General features: G+C 68.7%; 24 protein-coding genes. 11 read left to right on the forward strand and 13 right to left on the reverse strand.

The annotated features are described in order from the left end of the window. The first annotated feature begins 1 nt into the window (after position 1). Genes ASC59_RS06735 through ASC59_RS06750 form a run of 4 tightly spaced genes read left to right on the forward strand, consistent with a single transcriptional unit; the run spans position 2 to position 3,019 of the window. A complete protein-coding gene (locus ASC59_RS06735) occupies positions 2-265 on the forward strand; it encodes an exodeoxyribonuclease VII small subunit (RefSeq protein ID WP_055819915.1) in 264 nt (87 codons plus the stop codon). Beyond that, entirely contained in the window at positions 265-906 is a 642-nt protein-coding gene (locus ASC59_RS06740; RefSeq protein ID WP_055819918.1) for a DUF4245 domain-containing protein, read from the forward strand. Before ASC59_RS06735 ends, ASC59_RS06740 begins: the two co-directional genes overlap by 1 nt. A 6-nt stretch (positions 907-912) precedes the next feature. Then, the gene (locus ASC59_RS06745) at positions 913-1,569 is read left to right on the forward strand and encodes a carbonic anhydrase (protein ID WP_055819921.1); all 657 of its coding nucleotides are present in this window, start codon (positions 913-915) and stop codon (positions 1,567-1,569) included. 25 nt (positions 1,570-1,594) lie between these two features. Continuing rightward, positions 1,595-3,019, forward strand: coding sequence for a class II fumarate hydratase (locus ASC59_RS06750; RefSeq protein ID WP_055819924.1), 1,425 nt, complete (start codon positions 1,595-1,597; stop codon positions 3,017-3,019). 184 nt (positions 3,020-3,203) lie between these two features. Here the strand turns inward: ASC59_RS06750 and ASC59_RS06755 are convergent, their stop codons facing one another. The 3 genes from ASC59_RS06755 to ASC59_RS06765 all read right to left on the reverse strand — a co-directional run bounded on the left by ASC59_RS06755 (position 3,204) and on the right by ASC59_RS06765 (position 6,717). Then, the gene (locus tag ASC59_RS06755; protein WP_082513447.1) at positions 3,204-4,604 is read right to left on the reverse strand and encodes a PhoH family protein; all 1,401 of its coding nucleotides are present in this window, start codon (positions 4,602-4,604) and stop codon (positions 3,204-3,206) included. Between the two features lie 138 nt (positions 4,605-4,742). Beyond that, positions 4,743-5,864, reverse strand: a complete 1,122-nt coding sequence (locus ASC59_RS06760; RefSeq protein WP_055819927.1) for an aminotransferase class V-fold PLP-dependent enzyme — start codon at positions 5,862-5,864, stop codon at positions 4,743-4,745. Between the two features lie 67 nt (positions 5,865-5,931). Then, a complete protein-coding gene (locus tag ASC59_RS06765) occupies positions 5,932-6,717 on the reverse strand; it encodes an isoprenyl transferase (RefSeq protein WP_055819931.1) in 786 nt (261 codons plus the stop codon). A 205-nt stretch (positions 6,718-6,922) separates the two neighbouring features. Between ASC59_RS06765 and trhA the strand changes: the two genes are divergently transcribed. Further along, entirely contained in the window at positions 6,923-7,603 is a 681-nt protein-coding gene (gene trhA / locus ASC59_RS06770; protein WP_055822954.1) for a PAQR family membrane homeostasis protein TrhA, read from the forward strand. 3 nt (positions 7,604-7,606) lie between these two features. Here the strand turns inward: trhA and ASC59_RS17470 are convergent, their stop codons facing one another. Further along, positions 7,607-7,963 carry a hypothetical protein gene (locus ASC59_RS17470; protein WP_200942346.1) on the reverse strand — a complete coding sequence of 119 codons (357 nt, stop codon included), beginning with the start codon at positions 7,961-7,963 and terminating at the stop codon, positions 7,607-7,609. 87 nt (positions 7,964-8,050) lie between these two features. On the opposite strand from ASC59_RS17470, the gene ASC59_RS06780 reads away from it, so the two are divergent. Both ASC59_RS06780 and greA read left to right on the forward strand, forming a co-directional pair. Further along, positions 8,051-8,446 carry a DUF4307 domain-containing protein gene (locus ASC59_RS06780; protein ID WP_055819933.1) on the forward strand — a complete coding sequence of 132 codons (396 nt, stop codon included), beginning with the start codon at positions 8,051-8,053 and terminating at the stop codon, positions 8,444-8,446. Between the two features lie 83 nt (positions 8,447-8,529). Then, complete coding sequence (gene greA / locus ASC59_RS06785) at positions 8,530-9,021, forward strand: transcription elongation factor GreA (protein WP_055819935.1); 492 nt, start codon at positions 8,530-8,532, stop codon at positions 9,019-9,021. Positions 9,022-9,133: 112 nt separating this feature from the next. On the opposite strand, the gene ilvA is transcribed toward greA, so the two are convergent. Both ilvA and ASC59_RS06795 read right to left on the reverse strand, forming a co-directional pair. Next, positions 9,134-10,405 (reverse strand): threonine ammonia-lyase, encoded by a 1,272-nt coding sequence (gene ilvA / locus ASC59_RS06790; RefSeq protein ID WP_055819938.1) that lies wholly within the window; start codon positions 10,403-10,405, stop codon positions 9,134-9,136. Next, positions 10,398-11,633: an AI-2E family transporter gene (locus tag ASC59_RS06795; protein ID WP_055819942.1), complete on the reverse strand. Its 1,236-nt coding sequence runs from the start codon at positions 11,631-11,633 to the stop codon at positions 10,398-10,400. Before ASC59_RS06795 ends, ilvA begins: the two co-directional genes overlap by 8 nt. A 100-nt stretch (positions 11,634-11,733) precedes the next feature. Between ASC59_RS06795 and ASC59_RS06800 the strand changes: the two genes are divergently transcribed. Then, the gene (locus ASC59_RS06800; protein WP_055819945.1) at positions 11,734-12,933 is read left to right on the forward strand and encodes a winged helix-turn-helix domain-containing protein; all 1,200 of its coding nucleotides are present in this window, start codon (positions 11,734-11,736) and stop codon (positions 12,931-12,933) included. Here ASC59_RS06800 and ASC59_RS06805 read toward each other — a convergent pair. Next, entirely contained in the window at positions 12,930-13,802 is an 873-nt protein-coding gene (locus tag ASC59_RS06805) for a M48 family metalloprotease (protein ID WP_055819948.1), read from the reverse strand. The genes ASC59_RS06800 and ASC59_RS06805 overlap by 4 nt on opposite strands. Before the next feature lie 22 nt (positions 13,803-13,824). Next, positions 13,825-14,391, reverse strand: a complete 567-nt coding sequence (locus tag ASC59_RS06810; protein ID WP_055819951.1) for a LemA family protein — start codon at positions 14,389-14,391, stop codon at positions 13,825-13,827. 124 nt (positions 14,392-14,515) lie between these two features. On the opposite strand from ASC59_RS06810, the gene ASC59_RS06815 reads away from it, so the two are divergent. From ASC59_RS06815 to ASC59_RS06825, 3 genes are read left to right on the forward strand one after another with little or no spacing between them, the layout of a single operon-like run. Further along, the gene (locus ASC59_RS06815; protein ID WP_235492600.1) at positions 14,516-15,169 is read left to right on the forward strand and encodes a TetR/AcrR family transcriptional regulator; all 654 of its coding nucleotides are present in this window, start codon (positions 14,516-14,518) and stop codon (positions 15,167-15,169) included. Between the two features lie 11 nt (positions 15,170-15,180). Next, positions 15,181-15,990 (forward strand): ABC transporter ATP-binding protein, encoded by an 810-nt coding sequence (locus ASC59_RS06820; protein ID WP_235492698.1) that lies wholly within the window; start codon positions 15,181-15,183, stop codon positions 15,988-15,990. Further along, a complete protein-coding gene (locus tag ASC59_RS06825; RefSeq protein WP_055819957.1) occupies positions 15,987-16,721 on the forward strand; it encodes an ABC transporter permease in 735 nt (244 codons plus the stop codon). Before ASC59_RS06820 ends, ASC59_RS06825 begins: the two co-directional genes overlap by 4 nt. Positions 16,722-16,728: 7 nt before the next feature. Here the strand turns inward: ASC59_RS06825 and ASC59_RS06830 are convergent, their stop codons facing one another. The 5 genes from ASC59_RS06830 to ASC59_RS06850 all read right to left on the reverse strand — a co-directional run bounded on the left by ASC59_RS06830 (position 16,729) and on the right by ASC59_RS06850 (position 22,184). Continuing rightward, a complete protein-coding gene (locus ASC59_RS06830; RefSeq protein ID WP_055819959.1) occupies positions 16,729-17,475 on the reverse strand; it encodes a hypothetical protein in 747 nt (248 codons plus the stop codon). A gap of 215 nt (positions 17,476-17,690) precedes the next feature. Continuing rightward, on the reverse strand, positions 17,691-19,055 hold the full coding sequence (locus ASC59_RS06835) for a D-arabinono-1,4-lactone oxidase (protein WP_055819961.1): 1,365 nt from the start codon (positions 19,053-19,055) through the stop codon (positions 17,691-17,693). Next, positions 19,052-20,329, reverse strand: a complete 1,278-nt coding sequence (locus tag ASC59_RS06840; RefSeq protein ID WP_082513449.1) for an amino acid deaminase/aldolase — start codon at positions 20,327-20,329, stop codon at positions 19,052-19,054. Before ASC59_RS06840 ends, ASC59_RS06835 begins: the two co-directional genes overlap by 4 nt. Next, complete coding sequence (locus ASC59_RS06845; protein ID WP_055819964.1) at positions 20,329-21,591, reverse strand: MFS transporter; 1,263 nt, start codon at positions 21,589-21,591, stop codon at positions 20,329-20,331. Before ASC59_RS06845 ends, ASC59_RS06840 begins: the two co-directional genes overlap by 1 nt. Further along, positions 21,588-22,184: a TetR/AcrR family transcriptional regulator gene (locus ASC59_RS06850; RefSeq protein WP_055819967.1), complete on the reverse strand. Its 597-nt coding sequence runs from the start codon at positions 22,182-22,184 to the stop codon at positions 21,588-21,590. Before ASC59_RS06850 ends, ASC59_RS06845 begins: the two co-directional genes overlap by 4 nt. Positions 22,185-22,232: the final 48 nt, after the last annotated feature.

Genomic DNA, 22,232 nt, shown 5'->3' on the forward strand with positions numbered 1-22,232 from the left:
AATGGATGCCATGCCCACGAACGACGACACCGCGAACCTCAGCTACGAGGAGGCCCGCGACGAACTCATCCGCGTCGTGAGCGCGCTCGAGCAGGGATCGTCGACGCTCGAGCAGTCGCTCGCGCTGTGGGAGCGCGGCGAGCAGCTCGCCCGGCGCTGCGAGGAATGGCTGATCGGTGCGAAGGCGCGCCTCGAGGCTGCACGCGCAGGGGCATCAGTCCCGTCGGCGGCATCCGGAGCGCCTCTCGCATCGGACGCCGTCTGATGGCCGGCAAGCCTCCCCGCGTCGTCGCCGAGCTCGGCCGTCCCGAGACGCCAGAGGAGACGGCAGCACGGAAGGCCGAGAACTCGCGGCTCTACAGGGCTCGCAAGACCCCGAACAACCTCGTGCTCTCTCTGATCGTCTGCGTGGCGGTGGCCTTCGTGATCTTCCTCGCCGTCCCCCGCGGCGACATGAACTTCGACAACACCGTCGACTGGAAGGCACTGTCGGCGACGGCCCAGACCGGCGTTCCCGAAACTCTCGCCAGCCCCGACCTGCCCGATGGGTGGCGGTCGAACACGGCCGTCTACCGCGCTGGCGCGGCCGACGGCGTCGACGTCTGGTTCATCGGCTTCCTCACCCCGAGCGACGAGTTCATCGGGATGAGCCAGGCCTTCGACGCCAACGACACCTGGGTGGCATCCGAGCTGAAGAACACCCTCGCGACGGGCTCTGTCACCATCGACGGCGTCGACTGGACCATCTACGACAACAGGGCGTCGACCGACGACCTGGGCAACGCCCGCTACGCTCTCGTCACGACGGCGGGCGAGAGCACCTGGGTGCTCTCCGGCACGGGCACCCCGTCGGAATTCACGACGCTCGCGAAGTCTCTCACCCCCACGATCACCGCCGAGGAGTAACCACGGATGACGACAGTTCCCGAACAGACGACGCACACCCCGTCGAGCGCGTGGCGGGAACTCCGCCGCGGCAACGAGAGGTTCGTCGCGGGTGAACCACAGCATCCCAATCAGGATGTCGGCAGACGAGGCGTCATCGCCGCCGGGCAGGCTCCCATCGCCGCACTCTTCGGCTGCAGCGACTCCAGGCTGTCGGCCGAGATCATCTTCGATCTGGGTCTCGGCGACCTGTTCGTGGTTCGCAACGCCGGCCAGACCATCTCCGAATCGGTGCTGGGATCTCTCGAGTACGCCGTGGGTGTTCTCGGCGTTCCGCTCATCCTCGTGCTAGGGCACGACGAGTGCGGTGCCGTGAAGGCCGCCATCGACTCCGTGGTTCCGGATGCCGCTCCCCTGCCGGTGCACATCCAGGCGCTCATCGACAAGATCATGCCCGCCGTCAACCGTGTCGTCGGCCCCGCGGGCGACGAGCCGATCGACCCGTCCGACATCGACGCCTCGTTCGTCGGACGCGAGCACCTGCGCGACACCGTGGCCGAGCTGCTGGAGTCCAGCGAGATGATCAGCGAGGCCATCGCAGAAGGTAGATTGGCTATCGTCGGCGCGAATTACAGGCTCGTCGAGGGCCGCGCCGAAACCGACATCGTCGTCGGCACGGTCTAGTGCCGAACATCACCTCTCGAAAGGCATGACACACAACGTGAGCACCGCGGCTGAGTCCGAATACCGCATCGAACACGACACGATGGGAGAGGTGCGCGTTCCCGCCAACGCGCTGTACAGCGCCCAGACCCAGCGTGCCGTCGAGAACTTCCCGATCTCCGGATCGACGCTCGAGTCGGCGCAGATCGCCGCCCTCGCACGCATCAAGAAGTCGGCGGCGATCGCCAACGAGCGCCTCGGCGTGCTGAGCAGCGACGTCGCAGGTGCCATCGCCTCGGCGGCCGACGAGGTCATCTCCGGCAAGCACGACGCCGAATTCCCGGTCGACGTGTACCAGACGGGTTCCGGCACGTCGTCGAACATGAACATGAACGAGGTGCTGGCGAACCTGGCCACCTCACGTCTCGGCAGCCCCGTGCACCCGAACGACCACGTGAACGCCTCGCAGTCGTCCAACGACGTGTTCCCGACCTCGGTGCACATCGCCGTGACCAGCGCCCTCATCGACGACCTCATCCCCGCTCTCGACCACCTCGCCGTCGCCTTCGAGGCCAAGGCCGAGCTGTGGTCCGGTGTCGTGAAGGCCGGCCGCACCCACCTCATGGACGCCACACCGGTCACCCTGGGCCAGGAGTTCGGCGGCTACGCCCGCCAGATGCGCCTCGGCATCGAGCGCGTGCAGTCCACACTCCCCCGTGTCGCCGAGGTCCCGCTCGGCGGAACCGCCGTCGGCACGGGCATCAACACTCCCGCCGGCTTCCCGCAGCTCGTCATCGAGCTGCTGCAGCAGGAGACCGAGCTTCCCATCACCGAGGCCGCCGATCACTTCGAGGCCCAGGCCAACCGCGACGGCCTCGTCGACGCATCCGGAGCCCTCCGCACCATCGCCGTGAGCCTCACGAAGATCTCGAACGACATCCGCTGGATGGGATCGGGCCCGAACACCGGACTCGGCGAGCTCAGCATCCCCGACCTGCAGCCCGGCTCCTCGATCATGCCCGGCAAGGTCAATCCCGTGATCCCCGAGGCCGTGCTCATGGTGGCCGCCCGCGTGATCGGCAACGACGCCACCATCGCCTGGAGCGGCGCCTCGGGCTCCTTCGAGCTCAACGTGCAGATCCCCGTGATGGGAACCGCGCTGCTCGAGTCGATCCGCCTGCTCACGAATGCCGCCAGGGTGCTCGCCGACAAGACCGTCGACGGACTGGAGGCCAACGTGGAGCGCGCCGCCGCCCTCGCCGGCATGTCGCCGTCGATCGTGACGCCGCTCAACAAGGTGATCGGCTACGAGGCAGCCGCGAAGGTGGCCAAGCACTCGGTCGCCCAGGGCATCACCGTGCGCGAGGCCGTCGTCGACCTCGGCTTCGTCGAGCGCGGTGAGGTGTCGGTCGAGCAGCTCGACAGCGCCCTCGACGTGCTGTCGATGACGCGCCCGCCGGTCAGGAACTAGAGGCCCGCGCTCTCTTTCTGGAAAGCGAGGAACTTCGCCGCGAAACGCCCCCGTCAGAGGTTCGACGGGGGCGTTTCGTTCGGAAAGTCCTCGCTTTCCGGATGCCTGGCTCCGGGGATTCGCCGAGCCCGGGCCCGGAGGCGGAGGCGGAGGCGAAGGCGAAGCGCGGCGCGGCCGGCGCGGCTCAGGCCAGCTCGTTGCCCTCCAGCATCTGGGTCACGAGGGCTGCGATGGCACTCCGCTCCGAGCGGGTGAGGGTCACGTGTCCGAACAGCGGGTGGCCCTTCAGCGTCTCGATGACCGAGGCGACCCCGTCGTGTCGGCCGACGCGGAGGTTGTCGCGCTGGGCGACGTCGTGGGTGAGCACGACCCGCGAGTTCTGGCCGATGCGGGACAGCACCGTCAGCAGCACGTTGCGCTCCAGCGACTGCGCCTCGTCGACGATCACGAAGGCGTCGTGCAGGCTGCGGCCGCGGATGTGGGTGAGCGGCAGCACCTCGAGGATGCCCCGTTCGACGACCTCGTTCAGCACGTTGTCCGAGACGACGGAGCCGAGGGTGTCGAAGACCGCCTGGCCCCACGGGTTCATCTTCTCGCCGGCGTCGCCGGGCAGGTAGCCGAGCTCCTGGCCACCGACGGCGTAGAGCGGTCGGAACACCATGATCTTCTTGTGCTGCTGGCGCTCCAGCACGGCCTCGAGGCCGGCGCAGAGGGCGAGGGCCGACTTTCCGGTTCCCGCGCTTCCGCCGAGCGAGAGGATGCCGATCTCGGGATCGAGCAGCATGTCGATGGCGAGACGCTGCTCTGCCGACCGACCGTGCAGACCGAACAGCTCGCGGTCGCCGCGCACCACCTTCAGTTCGCCCTTGCGGATGACACGCGCCAGCGCACTTCCGCGGTCGGAGTGCACGACGACCCCGGTGTTGATGGGGAGGTCTGCGACCATACGGGTCTCGAGGTAGTCCTGCTCGTACAGGTCGTCGATCTCCCGAGCGCCGAGGGTGACGTCCGCCATTCCGGTCCACCCGGAGTCGACGGCGAGCTCGGCGCGGTACTCCTCGGCCGCGAGACCGATCGACGCGGCCTTGACGCGCAGCGGGAGGTCCTTCGACACCACTGTCACGTCGAGGCCCTCATTGGCGAGGTTGAGCGCCACGGCGAGGATGCGTGTGTCGTTGTCGTTCAGCTGCAGGCCGTTGGGCAGCACCGAGGTGTTCGAGTGGTTGAGTTCGACGCGGAGCGTTCCGCCGTCGTCGCCGACGGGGATCGGGAAGTCGAGTCGCTCGTGCTCGACGCGCAGGTCGTCGAGCGTGCGGAGCGCCTTGCGGGCGAAGAAGCCGATCTCCGGATCGTGACGCTTGGCCTCGAGCTCTGCGATCACGATGACCGGCAGCACGACGGAGTGTTCGGCGAAGCGGAACAGGGCACCCGGATCGCTGAGGAGCACCGACGTGTCGAGCACATACGTGCGCTCGAGCGTTCGGGTCCCGGCATCCGTGCCGTGCTGAACCGACTTCTGGATTTCCAGTGAGGTCACAACCGCTCCCACCCCGAGCTTCGCACTCGGAATCGCGAGCGGCCACATGGCGGGTTTCGAGCCGTCTTATGTGGCCGACTCGATCAGATGCCTTACCTGATGAGGGCAACGTACGTCCGGTGAGGACGGATGCCGGTCACGACACGCGGGAAGACTTCGGCCTGTCACACGACACGCCGGACGGCGTCAGTAGATGGCCGCCGAGGAGTACGACGTGAAGGCTCCGCGCAGCATGTCGACGGTGTCCTCGTGCAGCGCGGCGTGCACGCTGAGACGCACCGAGTTCGCCCGGGACGTCGCGGTGACGCCGTGGTTGAAGAGCGACGCCGTCAACAGGGTGAGCTGGTCGACCGGGGGCTCCAGCACGACCAGACCCGCCCGCTCGTCCTCGTTCCGCGACGAGGCGACGGGGATGGCGAACTCGTCGGCGAGATCGATGATGCGGGTGACGTTCTCGGCGATCACGGCCTGGATCTCGCCGGCTCCCACGTCGTTCATCTCCTCGAGGGCGGCGGCGAAGCGTCCCTGGGCGATGCGATCGGGGTTCGTGACCCTGAATGCCCGCGCGCCCGGGGCCGGCGGCGGAACCTCGTCCCAGGTCTCGTCGGGGCCGGTTCCGCTGTAGCCGCTGATGACGGGCGTCAGACGCTCGATCGCGCGGTCGCTGAGCGCCATGAACCCGGTGCCCCAGCCGGCGCGGCACCACTTCTGGCCGCCGGAGACCACGACATCCGCCGCCTCGTAGGCCGCATCCACGACACCGAAGCCCTGGATCGCGTCGACGATGAGCAGGCGATCGCCGATCACCTGGCGAAGACCGTCGAGATCCGCGAGATAGCCGGTGCGCGAGTCGACCAGGGTGACGGCGACGGCCTCGATCGACGAGGTGAGCTGATCGCGCACCTGTCCCGGCGTGACGCGGCCGTGGTCGGTCTCGAGCCAGACCGGCCTGACGACGTGCAGGGCCTCGGCGGCGCGCACCGCCGAGATCGGCAGGGTGGGGAACTCGCCGGCGGAGAGCAGCACGTCCCCGGTCAGGCCGAACATGGCGTGGGTGACGCCCATCGAGGTGTTGGGCTGGGTGACGACCTGCTCGGCCGGGAAGCCGGTCGCCGCGGCCACGGCGGCGTGTGCCCGCTCCTCCTGCGCCTGGAAGTCGCCGAGCGAGCCGAAGCGCGCCTTGGCGAGGGTGTCCTGCATCCCCTGCGATTCGGCGATCACCCGTGCGGAGAGCGGGCCGACCCTGCCGAAGTCGAGGTAGCCGGGTTCCTCGAGGAAGCCGTCGAGGTAGTCGTCGAGCGCCGTCATCGCGCCTGCCTTTCGTGGGAGTCGTGCGTGAAGTCGATGGAGCCGGGCACCGGATGGCGCATCCGACTCATGCGCCGAAGCGCCGGTGTCGTGTTGCGTAGTCGCGCAGCGCGCGGAGGAAGTCCACCTCGCGCAGGTCGGGTCCGAGCGCCTCGACGAAGTAGAACTCGCTGTGCGCCGCCTGCCAGAGCATGAAGTCGCTGAGGCGTTGTTCACCCGAGGTGCGGATGACCAGGTCGGGGTCGGGCTGGCCCACCGTGTAGAGGTGCTCGCCGATGAGCTCGGGGGTGAGCCGCTCGGCAAGATCCTCGAGGCTGCGCCCCTCGGCGTGGTGGCTGGCCACGATCGACCGCATCGCGTCGGTGATCTCGGTGCGTCCGCCGTAGCCGACGGCCAGGTTGATGTGCAGCCCCGTGTGGCCGACGGTGCGGGCTTCTGCCGCCGCGAGGGCGTCGACGAGCGCCTGGGGCAGCCCGCTGGTCGACCCGACGTGCTTCACCCGCCAGTCGCCGTGGCGCGAGAGATCATCCGCGAGCTCCGCGATGATCTCGACGAGGGCGTCGAGTTCCTCGCCGGCGCGGTTCGAGAGGTTGTCGCTCGAGAGCAGGTACAGGGTGACGACGCTGATGCCGAGCTCATCGCACCACTGCAGGAACTCGCTCATCTTCGCCGCCCCGGCGCGATGACCGTGTGCGGCCGTCGCGAGGCCGAGCTGGCGCGCCCAGCGGCGGTTGCCGTCGATGATCATGGCGACGTGACGCGGCATGGTCTCGGGGGTCAGGCCGCGCCGCAGACGCCGCTGGTAGAGGTCGTAGAGGAGGCCTCGCCCCAACGGTTCTTCCCTCTTCTGCACGGAGTCAACGGTAGTGCACGAGGCGCGCCGGCCTCACAGCCGGAGCCCGAAGGTGCTGTCGTAGGCTGGGCGCATGAGTGCCGTCGACCCCCGAGAACCGCAGGACGTGCGGGAGCACCTCGATGAGCCAGCCTCGACGTTGGACGCCTCGGATGCCGCCGTCGCACTCGACGAGGACCGCGGTCCGGAACTGCCGAACATCCCCATGGTGGATGCGTCTCCTGCCCATCCCGATGACGTGAAGCCGACCTGGCGGGGATGGATCCACGCGGGAACCTTCCCCCTCGCGCTGATCTCCGGCATCGTCCTGATCTCCGTCGCGAACGGAGCTGCGGCCAAGTGGTCGTCGGTGGTCTTCGTGCTCACGTCGCTGCTGCTCTTCGGCAACTCAGCGCTCTATCACCGCTTCGACTGGAATCCGCGCACCAAGGTCATCCTGAAGCGCATCGACCACGCGAACATCTTCCTGCTCATCGCGGGAACGTACACACCGTTGGCGATCCTGGCCCTGCCTGCGAGCAAGGGCGTCCTCCTCATCACCCTCGTCTGGGCCGGTGCCCTGCTCGGCATCGGGTTCAGGGTGTTCTGGATCGGGGCGCCGCGCTGGCTCTACGTGTTCATCTACATCGCGCTCGGCTGGGCGGCGATGATGTACATCGTCGACCTGCTGAACGCCAACGTCGTGATGATGGTGCTCGTCGTCATCGGTGGCCTGCTCTACACCGGCGGCGCCATCGTCTACGCGCTCAAGAAGCCCAACCCATGGCCCGGAAGATTCGGATTCCACGAGATCTTCCACACCTGCACGCTGTTCGCCTTCATCTGCCACTGGACGGCCGTGCTGCTGATCGTGCTCGACCCGCTGCCTGGCTCCGTCGGGGGCTAGCCGCTACTTCGTGTCGTCGGTGTTCGCCGGATCGACGACGGGGCTCGTCGGGGCCGCACCCGGAGCGGCATCCGGGGTCGAAGCCCGCGCCGTGGAGGCACCGGTCGCCGGAGCGTCGGCGGCCATCTGCGCTTCTGCCTGCTCGAGCAGCAGTTTCTCCCGGATCTGGTCGCGGTAGTTCACGCGGCGCACGCGGCGCACCATGTCGATGATCAGCAGGACCGTGGCGACGGCCACGAGGAAGGTGACGAGGAATCCGACGACGCCGGGAGTGATGAGGTCGTCATCGGGCGGAGTCGGAGCTGCCGTCGATGCGACGACGGATGCCCGTACCAGAAGGTCGGTGATGCTCACGAGCACGGGGGACGACTCCTTGATCCACTCTTGTTAGCCTTGAGTCACCAGCTTAACCTTTGCGGGGCCCCTGCCCCGACCGCCAGGAGCTCCATGACCACCCAACTCGACGCGCGCTACGGCCGCACGAGCACGCGCAAGCGCCGCGACGGCTGGATCATCGGGATCGTCGCCGCAGCGTTCGTGGTCGTGTTCGCCGCCTGGGTGATCTGGGCGGGCCTGGACGGCGCGAAGCCGATCATCGAGGCTCAGGACACCCAGCACTCCGTCATCGACTCCCGCACCGTGAGCGTCACCTTCGAGATCTCGATGCCGGCAGGCACCCGCGCGAGCTGCGCCGTGCAGGCCCTCAACGAGGACTTCTCGATCGTCGGCTGGAAGGTCGTCGACATTCCGGCCGCCGACGTGTACACGCGCTCGTTCACCGAAGAGGTGCGCACCTCGCGCCAGAGCAACACCGGTTTGATTTCGAGCTGCTGGGCGACCTAACATGGCTCATTCGCCCCGACGGCCTCGTTGGGGCGTCGTCTTATCCGCAGCACCATGAAGCACGCACCTTCTCGAGGAGAAACATGTCCCAGGACGCAACCGTCACGTGGCTCACGCAGGAGGTCTACGACCGCCTGAACCTCGAGCTGCAGACCCTCAGCACCACGGGTCGCCAGGAGATCACCGACCGCATCCAGTCGGCGCGGGAGGAAGGCGACCTCAAGGAGAACAGCGGCTACCACGCGGCCAAGGAGGAGCAGGGCAAGCAGGAGGCCCGCATCCGCCAGCTCACCGAGCTTCTGCGCACGGCCGAGGTCGGCGAGGCACCGGAGAGCCACGGCGTCGTCGAGATCGGCACGATCATCACCGCCACCATCGCCGGCGACGAGACGACGTTCCTCATCGGCAGCCGCGAGATCGCCGAGGGCAGCGAACTCGACGCCTACAGCGAGCAGAGCCCGCTCGGTGCTGCGATCATCGGCCTCGCCGTCGGAGACTCGACCAGCTACACGGCCCCGAACGGCCGCGAGATCGCCGTCACGATCACCGCCGTCGAGACCTGGACCGGCCAGTAGCCCCTCAAGCTCCGCAAGACGAACGGCCCGCCTCTCCTGAGGCGGGCCGTTCGTCGTCGTGCGAGGCCGTGCGGTTCGGGCCGAGCGGAGCCGGGCCGAGCGGAGCCGCAGCTCAGACGATGCGCGGGTCGTATCCGGCCGCCCGGAGCGTCTCGACGACGAAGTCCTTGTGGGCCGGGCCCCGCGTCTCGATCGAGAGCTGCAGCTCGACGTCGCTGATCTCGCGCCCGGCGCCGTGGCGGGTGTGCAGCACCTCGACCACGTTGGCGTTCGCAGCGGCGACGAGTTCGGCCGTGCGGGCGAGCTGGCCGGGGCGGTCGGGCAGCATGATCGAGATCGTCAGATAGCGGTCGGATGCCGCCAGGCCGTGGCTGATCACGCGCTGCATCAGCAGCGGGTCGATGTTGCCGCCTGAGAGGATCGCGACGGTGGGCCCGTCCGACTTGACGACGCCCGAGAGGATGGCCGCGACCGAGACGGCACCGGCGGGCTCGACGACGAGCTTCGCGCGCTCCATGAGCACGATGATGGCCCGGGCCACGTCGTCCTCGGTGACAGTGACGATCTCGTCGACGGTGTCGCGGATGATCTCGAAGTTGAGGTTGCCCGGCCTGTACACGGCGATGCCGTCGGCGATGGTCGGGATCACGGGAATGCTCACGGGCTCCCCCGCGGCGAGGGAGGCGGGATAGGGCGCCGCGTTCGCCGCCTGCACGCCGATGATCCGCACGGTGCGCCCCGTCGCCAGGGACTGCTGCCTGATGGCGCTCGCGACTCCGGATGCGAGCCCACCGCCGCCGATGGGCACGATGACGGTGTCGACATCCGGAACCTGCTCGAGGATCTCGAGCCCGAGAGTGCCCTGCCCGGCCACCACGTCTGGGTGGTCGAAGGGCGGGATGAGCACCGAGCCCGACTCGGCCGCGTACGCCGCCGCAGCGTCGAGGGTCTCGCCGATCACGTTGCCGCGCAGCACGACGTCGGCGCCGTAGTCACGGGTCGCCTCGAGCTTCGGCAGGGCGACGCCGATGGGCATGAAGATGGTGGCGCGGATGCCGAGCTCCCGCGCGGCGAGGGCGACGCCCTGGGCGTGGTTGCCGGCCGACGCGGCCACGACGCCCCGCGCGCGCTCTTCGTCGCTCAGCGAGGAGAGCCTGTTGTAGGCGCCCCTCAGCTTGTAGGACCCGGTGCGCTGCAGGTTCTCGCACTTGAGGAACACCGGAGCGCCGAGCACCTCGGCGATGTGGCGCGAGCTCTCGACAGGCGTGGTCCGTACGACGCGACCCACGGTGATCCGGGCGGCCTCGAAGTCTGCGAGCTGCGGTCCCGCGATGGTGCCGGCTGCCCCGGTCGGTGCAGGCAGGGTGTTCGCGGTGTCAGGCATCCGTCGTGTCGTCCTTTCGATAGCCCGGTCGGGGCTGGGGAACCGTCTGCCACAGGATCGACTGCGGCACCGGCGGTTCCACCGGAGGTCTCGTCTTCCAGACCCCGCTCGAAATGTACCGCACCATGACGTTCATGACCGCCGCCACCGGCACGGCGAACAGTGCTCCGGGGATGCCGGCGAGCAGGGATCCCGTCGCCACGACGAGCACGACGGCGAGCGGATGCACCTTCACGACGCTGCCGACGATGAGCGGCTGCAGCACGTGGCCCTCGAGCTGCTGCACGGCCAGCACGACCACGATCATCCAGAGTGCGATCCACGGACCGTTGTAGACGAGAGCGATGGCGGCCGCCAGCGTGCCCGTGACCACGGCGCCGACGATGGGGATGAAGGAGCCGAGGAAGACCAGCACCGCGATCGGGATGGCGAGCGGAACCCCGAGCAGAAACGCGCCGAGACCGATGCCGACGGCGTCGATGGCGGCGACGAGCACCTGGACCCGCGCGAAGTTGGTGAGAGTGGTCCAGCCGGCGATGGCGGCTCCGTCGACGGCCGCACGGGCGCGCTTCGGGAACAGGCTGACGATCCAGCGCCAGATGCCCCCGCCGTCGATGAGGATGAACAGCAGGCTGAAGAGGGTGAGGAACACGCCGGCGACGAGGTGGCCGAGAGAGGAACCGAGCGACAGCGCCCCGGTGACGTAGACCTGGCTGTCCTGCTGGATGCTCGCCCAGGCCTGGTTCAGGAAGCCGTTCAGGTCGCTCTCGGAGATCTCGAACGGCGACGCCAGCAGCCAGGCCTTGAGCTCGTCGAACGACTCGAGGGCGTGGGAGGCGATGTCGCTCGCTCCGCGCTGGATCTGCGTGATGACGAGCACGAGCAACCCGGCCACGAGCACCAGGGTCCCCAGCATCGCCACGGTGATGGCCAGCCACGCGGGCCACCGGTGGCGGCGGAGGAAGCCGACGAACGGCACCAGGAGCGCTGCGAGCAGCACGGCGACGAACAGTGGGATGACGATGAGCCGCAGCTGGATGACGAGGAAGATGACCACGGCGATCACGGCGCCGATCAGCAGCAGGCGCCACGACCACCCTCCGGCGAGCCGCACGCCGTTCGGGATGGACGCCTCGACATCGAAGGGAGGCTCGCCCTCTGGCTTGTCCTCGGGCCTGCGGCGTCCGAACGCCCGCCACCCGCGCTGGTCATCCGAAGCTCGGCTCATCGTTTCAGTCTACGGTCGCCGATGGGGTCGGCTTCGGGGTTGACGACCAAGACGCCTGCTTCCCGCCGGTGTCGGCGCGGGCTGTTATGGTCGCAGCATCATGCCTGATTCCGTCTCCCCTGCACTCGCACGTCGTGTCGCGCTGGCCGCACAGGGGTTCGGGCGTCCGCGTCCGGCATCCGTCGGAACCCGCCAGTTGAACGGTCTGATCGCGCGCCTCGGGCTCCTCCAGCTCGACTCGGTGAACGTCTACGAGCGCTCGCACTACCAGCCGGTCTTCGCCAGGCTCGGCGCCTACGACAAGGCGCTGCTCGACAGGCTCACGTTCCCGCGCCGAGGCGGCTACGTCGAGTACTGGGCGCACGAGGCCGCCGTCATCCCCGTCGACACCTGGTCGTCGTGGCGCTGGCGCATGGAGGAGTACCGGGACTACTTCTCGGCACGCGACTCGTGGGCCGCCGCCAACCGGCGCATGCTCGAGTGGCTCACCAGCGAGCTGGCCGCCAACGGGCCGATGGCCGCGAGCGCCATCGAGCACGACTCCAATGTGCGACGCGGACCGTGGTGGGGATGGTCCGACGTGAAGCGCGGACTGGAAGTGCTGTTCCGGCAGGGCGATGTGGTGTCGGCAGGACGAACGCGCTTCGAGCGTACCTACGCCCTGCCCGAGCAGGTGCTGCCCTCTGCAGTCATCGAGCGCGTGGTGCCCAAGCACGACGCCCACGTGCAGCTGGTCGAGCGTGCGGCCGCAGCCCACGGCATCGGCACCGAGAAGGACCTCGCAGATTACTACCGGCTGAAGCGCGCTGACACCCGGGCCGCCATCGCCGAGCTCGAGGAGGCGGGGATGCTCCTTCCCGTCACCGTCGACGGCTGGCAGTCTCCGGCCTGGCTGCATCGCGACGCCCGTCTCCCTCGGAGGATCGGGGCCACGGCGCTGCTCTCTCCGTTCGACCCCGTGGTGTGGGAACGGGCACGAACCGAGCGCATGTTCGGTTTCCACTACCGCATCGAGATCTACACCCCCGCCGAGAAGCGCATCTTCGGCTACTACAGCCTGCCGATCCTCGTCGACGACACGCTCGTCGGGCGGATCGACCTGAAGAACGACAGACAGGCGAAGGTACTCAGGGTGCAATCGGCGTGGCTGGAGGAGAGCGTGCCTGCCGCGTCAGTCCCCGAGATCGCTGCGCGGGTGACGTCGGTGCTGCACGAGATCACCGCATGGCAGGGCCTGGAGTCGATCGTCGTCGCCGCCCGCGGCACGTTGAGCGCGGCGCTCGAGGCGGAGCTGGCCTAGAACTCTCCACCGATGGTGTGCAGGCGCTGGATGCGCTCCTCCAGCGGCGGGTGGGTGCTGAACAGCTTGGCGATGCCACCGCCCGCGAGCGGGTTCGAGATCCACAGATGGGCCATCGAGCTGTTCTGCTTCTGCATCGGTCGACCGTAGGCCCCGAGCTTGGCCAGTGCGCTGGCGAGGGCTTCGGGGTGGCGGGTGATGAGGGCTCCGGTGGCGTCGGCCAGGTACTCGCGCTGACGCGACACCGCGGCCTGGACGAGACCCGCGACGAGCGGTGCGACCAGCATCGCCACGAGACCGAAGACCAGCACGACGGGATTGTTGTTGTCCCGCCCTCGCCCGAAGAACGCCATGCGCAGGAACATGTCCGCGATGAAACCGACGGCCACGACCAGGCCGAAGACGATCATGCTCACACGGATGTCGTAGTTCTTCACGTGACCCATCTCGTGGGCCATGACGCCCTCGAGCTCCGAGTCGTCCATGAGGTCGAGCAGTCCGGTCGTCGCGGCCACAACGGCGTGCTGGGGGTCGCGTCCGGTGGCGAAGGCGTTCGGCGCCGGATCGTTGACGATGTACACCTTCGGCATCGGCAGGCCCTGCGAGATGGCGATGTTCTCAACAGTGCGCCAGAGCCGAGGGTTGTCCGACTTCTCGATCTGCACGCCGCCCGAGATGGCGACGGCCTGCGAGGCCGCGAAGAAGTACTGGAAGATCGCGTAGGCGATCGATCCCACGATCGTGACCACGACGATGGTCGGGCTGTTGTAGACGTAGCCGGCCAGCCAGCCGAGACCGGCGATGATCGCGATGAAGAGGATGACGATGAAGACTGTGTTGCGCTTGTTCTTGGCTATCGCGCTGTACAAGGGGCCTCAGGGCTCCTGACGACTAGAACTGCACGCGCGGGGGCTCCGCGATGGCCGCGGCATCCGCGACCTCGAAGAAGTCCCGCTCGGAGAAGCCCAGCCGCTTCGCGAAGGCGTTGTTCGGGAACACCTTGATCTTGGTGTTGAGCTCGCGCACTCCCCCGTTGTAGAACCGGCGCGCGGCCTGGATCTTGTCCTCGGTGTCGACGAGTTCGCCCTGCAGCTGCAGGAAGTTCTGGCTGGCCTGGAGCTGCGGGTACGCCTCTGCGACAGCGAAGATCGACTTGAGCGCCTGCTGCATGTGGTTCTCGGCGACGGATGCCTCGACGGGGCCCTGCGCCGACAGCGTCTCGGCGCGCGCGCGCGTGACGGACTCGAACACGCCGCGCTCGTGGGCTGCATAGCCCTTGACCGACTCGATGATGTTCGGAATGAGGTCCGCTCGCCGCTTCAGCTGCACCGTGATGTCGCTCCAGGCCTCGTCCACCCGCACGTTCAGCGTGACCAGGGAGTTGTACGTCGCCCAGAGGTAGATGCCGACGATGGCGACGAGCACGACGACGATGATGAGGGGAATGAGCCATTCCATGGCGAGGACTCCTTGGGCGTGAATGGCGCGAGGACGCGACTCTTCATCCTAAGCGGGGCATACTCGGCTCGCAGTGACTTCCCATCACTCTCCAAGGAACACGGCAGGCGTAGGCTCTCCCATCGTGAGTGAGAGTGCCGCCGACCTGCCAGCCCCGGCTGGTGCACGCCGACGCGGGCGACCTCGGCAGGGCGCCGCCGGCGACTCCCGGGGTCGCATCATCGCGGCGGCCGAGAAGGAGTTCGCCGCCCGAGGCTACGACGCCACCTCGATGAGAGCCGTTGCCCGGCGGGCGGGGGTCGACGCGGCGCTCGTGCACCACTACTTCTCCGACAAGGCCGATCTCTTCGCCGAGGTGATCGCCGCGCCGCTGCGACCCGACCGGGCCATCAAGGCCGTGCTCGCCGGTCCTCGAGAGGACATCGGCGTGAACATCGTGAGGTTCCTCCTCGAGGAGTTCGAGAAGCCGGCTGTGCGCGCCCGCGGCACCGCCCTCATCCGTTCCGTCGTCGGCTCGGACGGCACCAGCCTGCTGCGCGACTTCCTCGTTCGCGAGGTGTTCCGGCGCATCGCAGCCGCTCTCGACACGCCCGACGCCGATCTGCGGGCGACCCTCGCGGCGTCGCAGATCGTTGGCATCATGCTCACGCGGTACGTGCTGCGGCTCGAACCCCTGGCCAGTGCCCCGATCGACGACCTGGTGGCGCGTCTCGGCCCGGCCGTGCAGTGGCATCTGACCGGCTTTCCCCTTGACGACGGGCCGTCTTCGGGCGAATAATTCATCACATGATGAATAGTGCGGCTCCGGCCGTCGACATCCGGGATCTCCACATCCGTCGCGGCAGCACGGCGGTACTGCACGGCCTCGATCTGAGCATCGCCCGCGGGGGCGTCGTCGGCCTGCTCGGCCCCAGCGGCAGCGGCAAGACGACCCTCATGCGCGCCATCGTGGGGGTGCAGGTGGTGACGTCCGGCACTGTGGCCGTACTGGGCGAGCCGGCGGGCAGCGAACCCCTCCGACACCGGGTGGGGTACGTCACGCAGTCGGCCAGCGTCTACGACGATCTCACTGTCGCCCAGAACATCGCCTACTTCGGGTCGGTGCTCGGAGCTCCGCGCTCCGACGTCGCCCGCGTGATCGAGGAGACCGACCTCACTCCCTTCGCCGACAGGGTCGTCGGGTCGCTCTCCGGGGGCCAGCGCTCCCGGGTCTCCCTCGCCGCAGCGCTGCTGGGCGCTCCGGAACTGCTCGTCCTCGACGAACCGACGGTCGGCCTCGATCCTCTGCTCCGCGTGCAGCTGTGGGACCTGTTCCACAGGCTGGCCGCCGCGGGCACCACGCTGCTCGTCTCGAGTCACGTCATGGACGAGGCCACGCGATGCGACCGACTGCTCCTCATGCGCGACGGCGAGATGCTCGCGGATGACACCCCGCAGGCCCTGCTCGGGGCGACGGGAGCCTCGGACGTCGAGGGGGCGTTCCTGGCCATCATCGCCTCGCGCCCCGATCGCGAGAGCGAGGCACAGGCTCCCGCTCGGCGCGGCGGGTCAGCTCGGCCCCGTCGCCATCGGCATGCCCGTGGGGAGGAGGGACGATGAACGCCCGCCGAACCTTCGCGACGGCAGGCCGCGTGCTCCTGCAGATCCGTCACGACCCTCGGACCATCGTGCTGCTGCTGGTGGTGCCGACGCTGCTGATCGGCCTCCTCGCCTGGATCTTCGTGGACACCGACGTCTTCCAGAGCATCGGCCCGGCGATGATCGCGCTGTTCCCGTTCATCGTGATGTTCCTGGTCACGAGCATCGCCACCCTGCGTGAGCGCCGCTCAGGAACGCTGGAGCGCCTCCTCGCCATGCCGCTCGGCAAGGGCGACTTCATCCTCGGGTACACGCTGGCCTTCAGCCTCCTGGCCGTAGCTCAGGCGTCGATCGCCGTGGCGTTCGCCGTCTGGATCTGCGGGCTCACGATCGAGGGCAGCATCTGGCTGCTCCTCGCCGTCGCACTGGCGGATGCGATCCTCGGCACGGCGCTCGGTCTGCTGGCCAGCGCCTTCGCCCGCACCGAGTTCCAGGTCGTGCAGTTCATGCCCGTTCTGGTCTTCCCGCAGATCCTCCTGGGCGGCATCTTCCTGGCACGGGACCAGCTTCCGCCCGTGCTCGAGGCGATCAGCGACTGGTTGCCCCTGTCGCACGCCATCGATGCCCTGAATGCCGTCGCGACCGACAGCGAGAGCGCCGCTTGGATCTGGGGTCAGATCCTCATCCTCGGCGCCTTCATCGTGGGGGCGATCGTGTTCGGATCGATCACGCTGCGGCGTCGGACGCCGTAGGTCGCGTCTACGGGCAGCCCCAGTACGTGATTCCGTCGGAGACGATGGGCACCAGGGTGGCTCCGGGGCACGGGCCGCAGTCGTCGTTCACGGGCGCGTCCGCGGCTGGTGCCGGAGCGCTGGCAGCCGGCTCGGCTGCGGGAGACTCTGCGGCGGCATCCGACTCGGCCCAGCTGTCCGAGGAGGATTCGTCGCTCCAAGAGACGGCGGCAGAGGCTTCGGCGGCTGCCTGGGCAGCGGCCTCAGCAGCAGCTGCGGCGGCCGCGGCGGCGATGCGGGCATCCTCGGCCTTCTGCCACACGGCAACCTCTCCGGTGGTCTTCTTCTCGAGCTCGCGCAGACCGTACACGGCGGCGAGCACGGCGTCGACGTCGGTCGACGTGGCGGCCAACTCGCCGGCTGCTGCAGTTGACGACTGGAGAGCGGTGCGGGTGGCCTCGGTCGCCTTACCGGCGCTCTGCGACAGGGCGGTGCCGGCGAGGGAGAGTTCGTAGGTCGCCAGGTCGAGTGCCGACGACAGCCGGGAGGCGGAGAGGTCGACACTGCCGGCGCCGACTCCCACCCTGTGGGAGACCTCGCCGATCGCGGCCGTCCTGGCCTCGGCGACGCGCTCGGTGCGCTCAGCGGCCTGTGCGGCCGCTGCCGCCGTGGTGCCCGTCGTGAGCACGGCCGTGGCGATGAGAATCGCCACGACCGTGAACCACGGGCTTCTGGTGCGCTCGGTCGTTGAGTCGTCGGAGCGGTTCGGGAACATCAGGTCTCCATTCGGGCGACGCGCGGTCGCCACGCAACTGTAGGGAGTCGGGAGGCAGTGCCACCGGCGATGTAGGGGGTGCCGGTGGCCTCAGGGTGCCAGCGCGGAGAAATCACTGTCAACGCCCCCATGCGAGAAGATCCGGAGCCCTCACCCGAAGAGGGGGTTAACCGAGATCCGCTCAGTTTGCGCGGAAAGCCAGATCAGCAAGCGTTTCAGCCCGAATGGTGAGCGAACCGGGCACCCCCCGGACTGGGACGTCCCGGGGTGACGCCCAGAACCCGGTCGAGATACGGGTTCGCGAACATGCCCGTCGGGTCCAGCCTGTCGCGCAGGGCGACGAAGTCGGTGAAGCGCGGGTACATCGTCGCGAGTTCTGCAGCGTCGAGGTCGTGCATCTTGCCCCAGTGCGGCCGACCGTCGTGGGAGCGCATGATGGCCTCGACCGCCCCGAAGTACGGGCGGTGGTCCTCCCGGTAGTACCTGTGCACGGCGATGTAGCCCGTGTCGCGACCGGACGCCGTCGACAGCCAGAGGTCGTCTGCTGCGGCGGATCGCACTTCCAGCGGGAAGGAGACCCGCCAGTCGTTCCGGTCGATGAGCTGGCGGATCTCGCGCATGGCCGACGGCACAGCCTCACGGGGCAGGGCGTACTCCATCTCCCGGAAGCGCACGGTTCGATTCGTGACGAACACGGAGGGGGCGGCATCCGTGAAGTCGCGATTACCCGAGAACCTCTCGGCCAGGCGCGCCGTCGACGGCACCGTGCCGGGGAAGGCTGTGCCGAGGGCGCAGAGCATCCTGTACGCGCCGTTCGCCACGAGTTCGTCGTCGACGAAGCGCGAGACCCTGCCGAGGGGGTGCAGTGGCGCGTCGGCCGGCAGGCGGGTGTTGGTCTTGGTGAGGGCGGTCGCCGTGTGCGGGAACCAGTAGAACTCGAAGTGGTCGGCGGTGTCGCTGCGCTCCAGGTACTCCTCGAGCACCGCCTCGAGCGGCTCCGGGCGCTCGACGGCATGCAGGGCGAACGCCGGAACCAGTTGCAGGGTCACGTCGACGACGACGCCTAGGGCGCCGAGACCGAGTGCCGCTGCGCCGAGCAACTCGGGGTTCTCGGTCTCACTGATACGGAGGAGCTCTCCGGATGCCGTCACGAGGGTCATGGCGCGGATCTGCGTGGCGATGCCGCCGAACCGACCCCCGGTGCCGTGCGTTCCCGTGGAGGTGGCTCCCGCGATCGACTGCCTGTCGATGTCGCCCATGTTGGTGAGGCCGAGGCCGTGGGGAGCGAGCAGGCGCGGCAGCTGGTGCAGGCGGGTGCCTGCCGCGAAGGTGACGCGCTGGCGCTCGGCATCGACGTCGATGATGCCGCTCAGGTCGGTGAGGTCGAGTTGCACGCCCGGGGCGACGGCGATACCGGTGAACGAGTGTCCCGCTCCGACCGGCTTCAGGCGCATGCCCGTGCGCGCGGCAGCCTCGACTGCACGCTGCACCGCTCCCGTCGTCGCCGGACGCTCGACCCGCGCCGGACGCACCGACTCCGTTCGTGCCCAGTTGCGCCAGACGGCGCCGCTCGCGCTCACAGGAACGCCTTCCCTTCTCCCCGGTAGGTGGGAGTGGTGCCGACGACGGTGTCGCCGTCGACGAGGGCGAAGTCGTTGAGGTGCTCGGAGAGCTCCCCCGACTTGGTGTGGCGCATCCAGACCCTGTCGCCGGGTCGCAGGGTTCTGGCGGCTCGACCGGTGACGGGAGTCTGCACCTCTCCGGCAGACTCGCGCGGTGCCATCGAGAGGCGGGCGGGCCAGACGATCTTCGGCAGCCGGTCGGGCGCGGGAGGGCCGGAGGCGATCCAGCCGCCGCCGAGGATGGTCGCTGTGTCCGGTGCCGGGCGCCGCACGATCGACATCGCGAACGACGCGGCCGGGGCCGGCGTGAACCGGCTGTAGTTGTCGAACAGGTGTCCGCCGAAGATGCCACTGCCTGCGCCGATCTCGGTGACGGAGCCGTCGTCGTGGGTCGACTCGAGCGAGCCGGTGCCCCCGCCGTTGACGAACTCGAGGTCGGCGATGCGTCGCACAGCCGCAACCGCAGAGGCCCGCCGGGCATGCAGCTCCTCGATGGACTGCGACTGCATCCAGCGCTTCAGGGCTCCGTCGAGCGGCTTGCCGATGGGCTGATCGCCGACCCCGGCGATCTGCGCCTCGTAGGCCATCATTCCGACGAGCGTGAAACCCGGACGTCCCTCGATGTACTGCGCGAGCGATGCCGCGGCGTCGGCGTCGTGCACGGGCGACCGCAGGACGCCGATGTGACCGAGCACGGCGGAATTCCACGAGGCGTCGAGTTCGAGGCAGACCCGGATGTCCTCGCGGAGCGCGGGCGGCAGCACGGCATCGACGATGTCGAGCTGCGCCGGCGAGTCGACCATGATCGTCACCCTCGCGGCGAGCTCGGGCGACGTGGCGAGGCGACGGATGGCCTCCCGGTCGACCGTCGGATAGCCGACGACGACGTCGTCGACGGTCTCGGCGAGCCACAGGGCCTCCGCGAGCGTGTAGCCGAGCACTCCCCTGTATCCGGGAAGCTGCAGCAGTTCCTCGATGACGCTGCGCACCCGGATCGACTTGCTCGCCACCCTGATGGGCGTGCCTCCGGCCCTGCGCAGCATGTCGTGCGCGTTGTGCCGGAGGGCGTCGAGGCTCAGCACGCCGAACGGCGGGTCGAGTTCTGCGGTGGCGCGGTCGAGGCTCGACCAGAACGGTCCGGTCTCGAGCCAGGGCTGCCCATCGGGCACGCGATCCAGGCCGAGGAGGGTTGCATCCCGGGCGGCACCGGCCGCACTCTGCACGGCGGCCATCAGCGCACGCTCTTCACGCGCGTCACGGCAAGGGCGCCGAGGGCCGCGCAGACGGCCGCGACGAGGAAGAGTCCGGTGAAGCCGCCCATCATGGCGACGAGACCGGCTCCGATCAGGGGCGCTATGGCCTGGGGGACGGCCGAGGCGATGTTCATGATTCCGAGGTCCTTTCCGCGGTGCTCCGGGTCGGGGAGCACCTGGGTGGCGAGTGCCTGATCGACGGAGAGGAAGCATCCGTAGCCGAGCCCCAGAAGGGCCGCAGCAAAGAGTGCCACCGTGAAGTCGGGGAAGAAGGCGAGCAGCACCGCGGCGACGGCCTGCAGCACCGAGGCCACGATGACGAAGAGCTTGCGACGACCGAGCTTGTCGGAGAGCCTGCCGAGCACGAGCGCGGCCAGGATGACGAAGACCATGTAGACCGCCGTGAGCAGGAGCAGGTCGCCCTCGGCATCAGTCCGGTCGAGTCCGAACATGAGAAAGTACAGCAGCAGCGTGGTTCCGAAGGCGTTGCCGAAGTTGACCAGGATGCGGCCGAGCAGGGTCCAGCCGAAGTCGGGGTGCTCCCGTGGACTGATCCACAGGCTGCCGACGACGCCCCGAGCCGAGACGCGCTCGCGCTGCGCCGGCTCGAGCACGGCATCCGGTCGCATCAGGAAGGGGATGGTGAACACCAGCAGCAGCACGGCGACGAGGGCATAGCCGGCGAGCACGGTCAGCGACAGCAGCGTCACCAGCAGGATGCCCAGGATGGTGCCGATCGCCTGAGGCGCCGAGAGCCAGCCCGAGACGTAGCCGCGCTGGTCGACCGGCACCCTGTCGGAGATGGTGGCGGTGAGTGCCGCCGTCATGACGCAGAAGCCTGAGAGCGAGAGCACCCAGAACACGCCGATCCCGACGAGGCTGTGCTGCAGCCCGAGCAGCACGAGCGAGACGGCGAAGCCCAGCGCTCCCCCGGCGATCCACGGGCGACGACGCCCGAACCGCGACGTCGTCCGATCGGACAGCGCGCCGGTGAGGGGGTAGACGATCACGGCGAAGAGGCCGGCGATGCCCGAGATGATCCCGAAGGCCACCACGCTGTCGATCCAGTTCTGCGGATGCAGCTCGTCGTCGATCTGCAGCGGCAGCAGTAACTGGATCGGCGTAAGCTGCGCCATCCAGATGCCGAGCCAGGCCGCGCCGAACGCTGCGATCCAGGCACCGGTCACCCGCTGGGTCGGTTCGCTGAAGACGGCCGGTTGCGCTGTCGAGGTGGTGGTCATCGTGTGTGCGCCATTCCTGCGACCAGGGCGGCCGCGTTGTCGATGAGGTGACCGGCGGCCGTGTCGTCACGGTCGACCAGCCACGACAGGGTGAGACCGTCCGTGAGGGCGACCAGCAGGCGCGCGACCTCGTCGACGGGGCGGTTCCATTCGCTGCCGGTGTGCTCGGCGGCGAAAGTCAGGGCGGCAGCGGCGAGGGCGTGGTAGCCGTCGTACTGCTCCCGCGCGAGGTGGCGCATGTCAGGGGTGCGCAGGGCGTAGAGGGCCAGCTCGTTGACGGCCTGCTCGCGCTCGGGATCGGCGCGCAGCAGGTCGAAGTAGCGTTGCAGTCCCGCTCGGGCCACGTCCTCGAGCGAGCCGACCTCGATGTCGTCCGGAAGGATGGCACCGCGTTCCTCGGCGATGACCCAGCGCACGACCTCGGCCATGAGCTCGCCGTGCGAGGTGAAGGCGTAGTGGAAGCTGGCGAGCGACATCCCGGCCTCCGCGACGATCGCTCTCGTCGTCGCGGCGGAGACTCCCCCGCGCCCGATGACCTGCACGGCGGCCAGCACGAGCGCGACACGACGCTCGGATGCGGGTATGCGCGGCATGGCGACTCCTCACACGACAACGGGCAACAAGTGGGACGATCGACCCAC

The sequence above is a fragment of the Leifsonia sp. Root1293 genome (assembly GCF_001425325.1).
In the GTDB taxonomy this organism is placed as follows: Bacteria; Actinomycetota; Actinomycetes; order Actinomycetales; family Microbacteriaceae; genus Orlajensenia.

Excerpts from the sequence above, each read along its gene's own strand:
- ASC59_RS06735 (WP_055819915.1), top strand. The coding sequence starts at position 2 with ATGGATGCCATGCCCACGAACGACGACACCGCGAACCTCAGCTACGAG.
- ASC59_RS06740 (WP_055819918.1), top strand. The coding sequence starts at position 265 with ATGGCCGGCAAGCCTCCCCGCGTCGTCGCCGAGCTCGGCCGTCCCGAG.
- ASC59_RS06745 (WP_055819921.1), top strand. The coding sequence starts at position 913 with ATGACGACAGTTCCCGAACAGACGACGCACACCCCGTCGAGCGCGTGG.
- ASC59_RS06750 (WP_055819924.1), top strand. The coding sequence starts at position 1,595 with ATGACACACAACGTGAGCACCGCGGCTGAGTCCGAATACCGCATCGAA.
- ASC59_RS06755 (WP_082513447.1), bottom strand. The coding sequence starts at position 4,604 with ATGTGGCCGCTCGCGATTCCGAGTGCGAAGCTCGGGGTGGGAGCGGTT.
- ASC59_RS06760 (WP_055819927.1), bottom strand. The coding sequence starts at position 5,864 with ATGACGGCGCTCGACGACTACCTCGACGGCTTCCTCGAGGAACCCGGC.
- trhA (WP_055822954.1), top strand. The coding sequence starts at position 6,923 with ATGGTGGATGCGTCTCCTGCCCATCCCGATGACGTGAAGCCGACCTGG.
- ASC59_RS06780 (WP_055819933.1), top strand. The coding sequence starts at position 8,051 with ATGACCACCCAACTCGACGCGCGCTACGGCCGCACGAGCACGCGCAAG.
- greA (WP_055819935.1), top strand. The coding sequence starts at position 8,530 with ATGTCCCAGGACGCAACCGTCACGTGGCTCACGCAGGAGGTCTACGAC.
- ilvA (WP_055819938.1), bottom strand. The coding sequence starts at position 10,405 with ATGCCTGACACCGCGAACACCCTGCCTGCACCGACCGGGGCAGCCGGC.
- ASC59_RS06795 (WP_055819942.1), bottom strand. The coding sequence starts at position 11,633 with ATGAGCCGAGCTTCGGATGACCAGCGCGGGTGGCGGGCGTTCGGACGC.
- ASC59_RS06800 (WP_055819945.1), top strand. The coding sequence starts at position 11,734 with ATGCCTGATTCCGTCTCCCCTGCACTCGCACGTCGTGTCGCGCTGGCC.
- ASC59_RS06810 (WP_055819951.1), bottom strand. The coding sequence starts at position 14,391 with ATGGAATGGCTCATTCCCCTCATCATCGTCGTCGTGCTCGTCGCCATC.
- ASC59_RS06820 (WP_235492698.1), top strand. The coding sequence starts at position 15,181 with ATGAATAGTGCGGCTCCGGCCGTCGACATCCGGGATCTCCACATCCGT.
- ASC59_RS06825 (WP_055819957.1), top strand. The coding sequence starts at position 15,987 with ATGAACGCCCGCCGAACCTTCGCGACGGCAGGCCGCGTGCTCCTGCAG.
- ASC59_RS06830 (WP_055819959.1), bottom strand. The coding sequence starts at position 17,475 with ATGTTCCCGAACCGCTCCGACGACTCAACGACCGAGCGCACCAGAAGC.
- ASC59_RS06840 (WP_082513449.1), bottom strand. The coding sequence starts at position 20,329 with ATGGCCGCCGTGCAGAGTGCGGCCGGTGCCGCCCGGGATGCAACCCTC.
- ASC59_RS06845 (WP_055819964.1), bottom strand. The coding sequence starts at position 21,591 with ATGACCACCACCTCGACAGCGCAACCGGCCGTCTTCAGCGAACCGACC.
- ASC59_RS06850 (WP_055819967.1), bottom strand. The coding sequence starts at position 22,184 with ATGCCGCGCATACCCGCATCCGAGCGTCGTGTCGCGCTCGTGCTGGCC.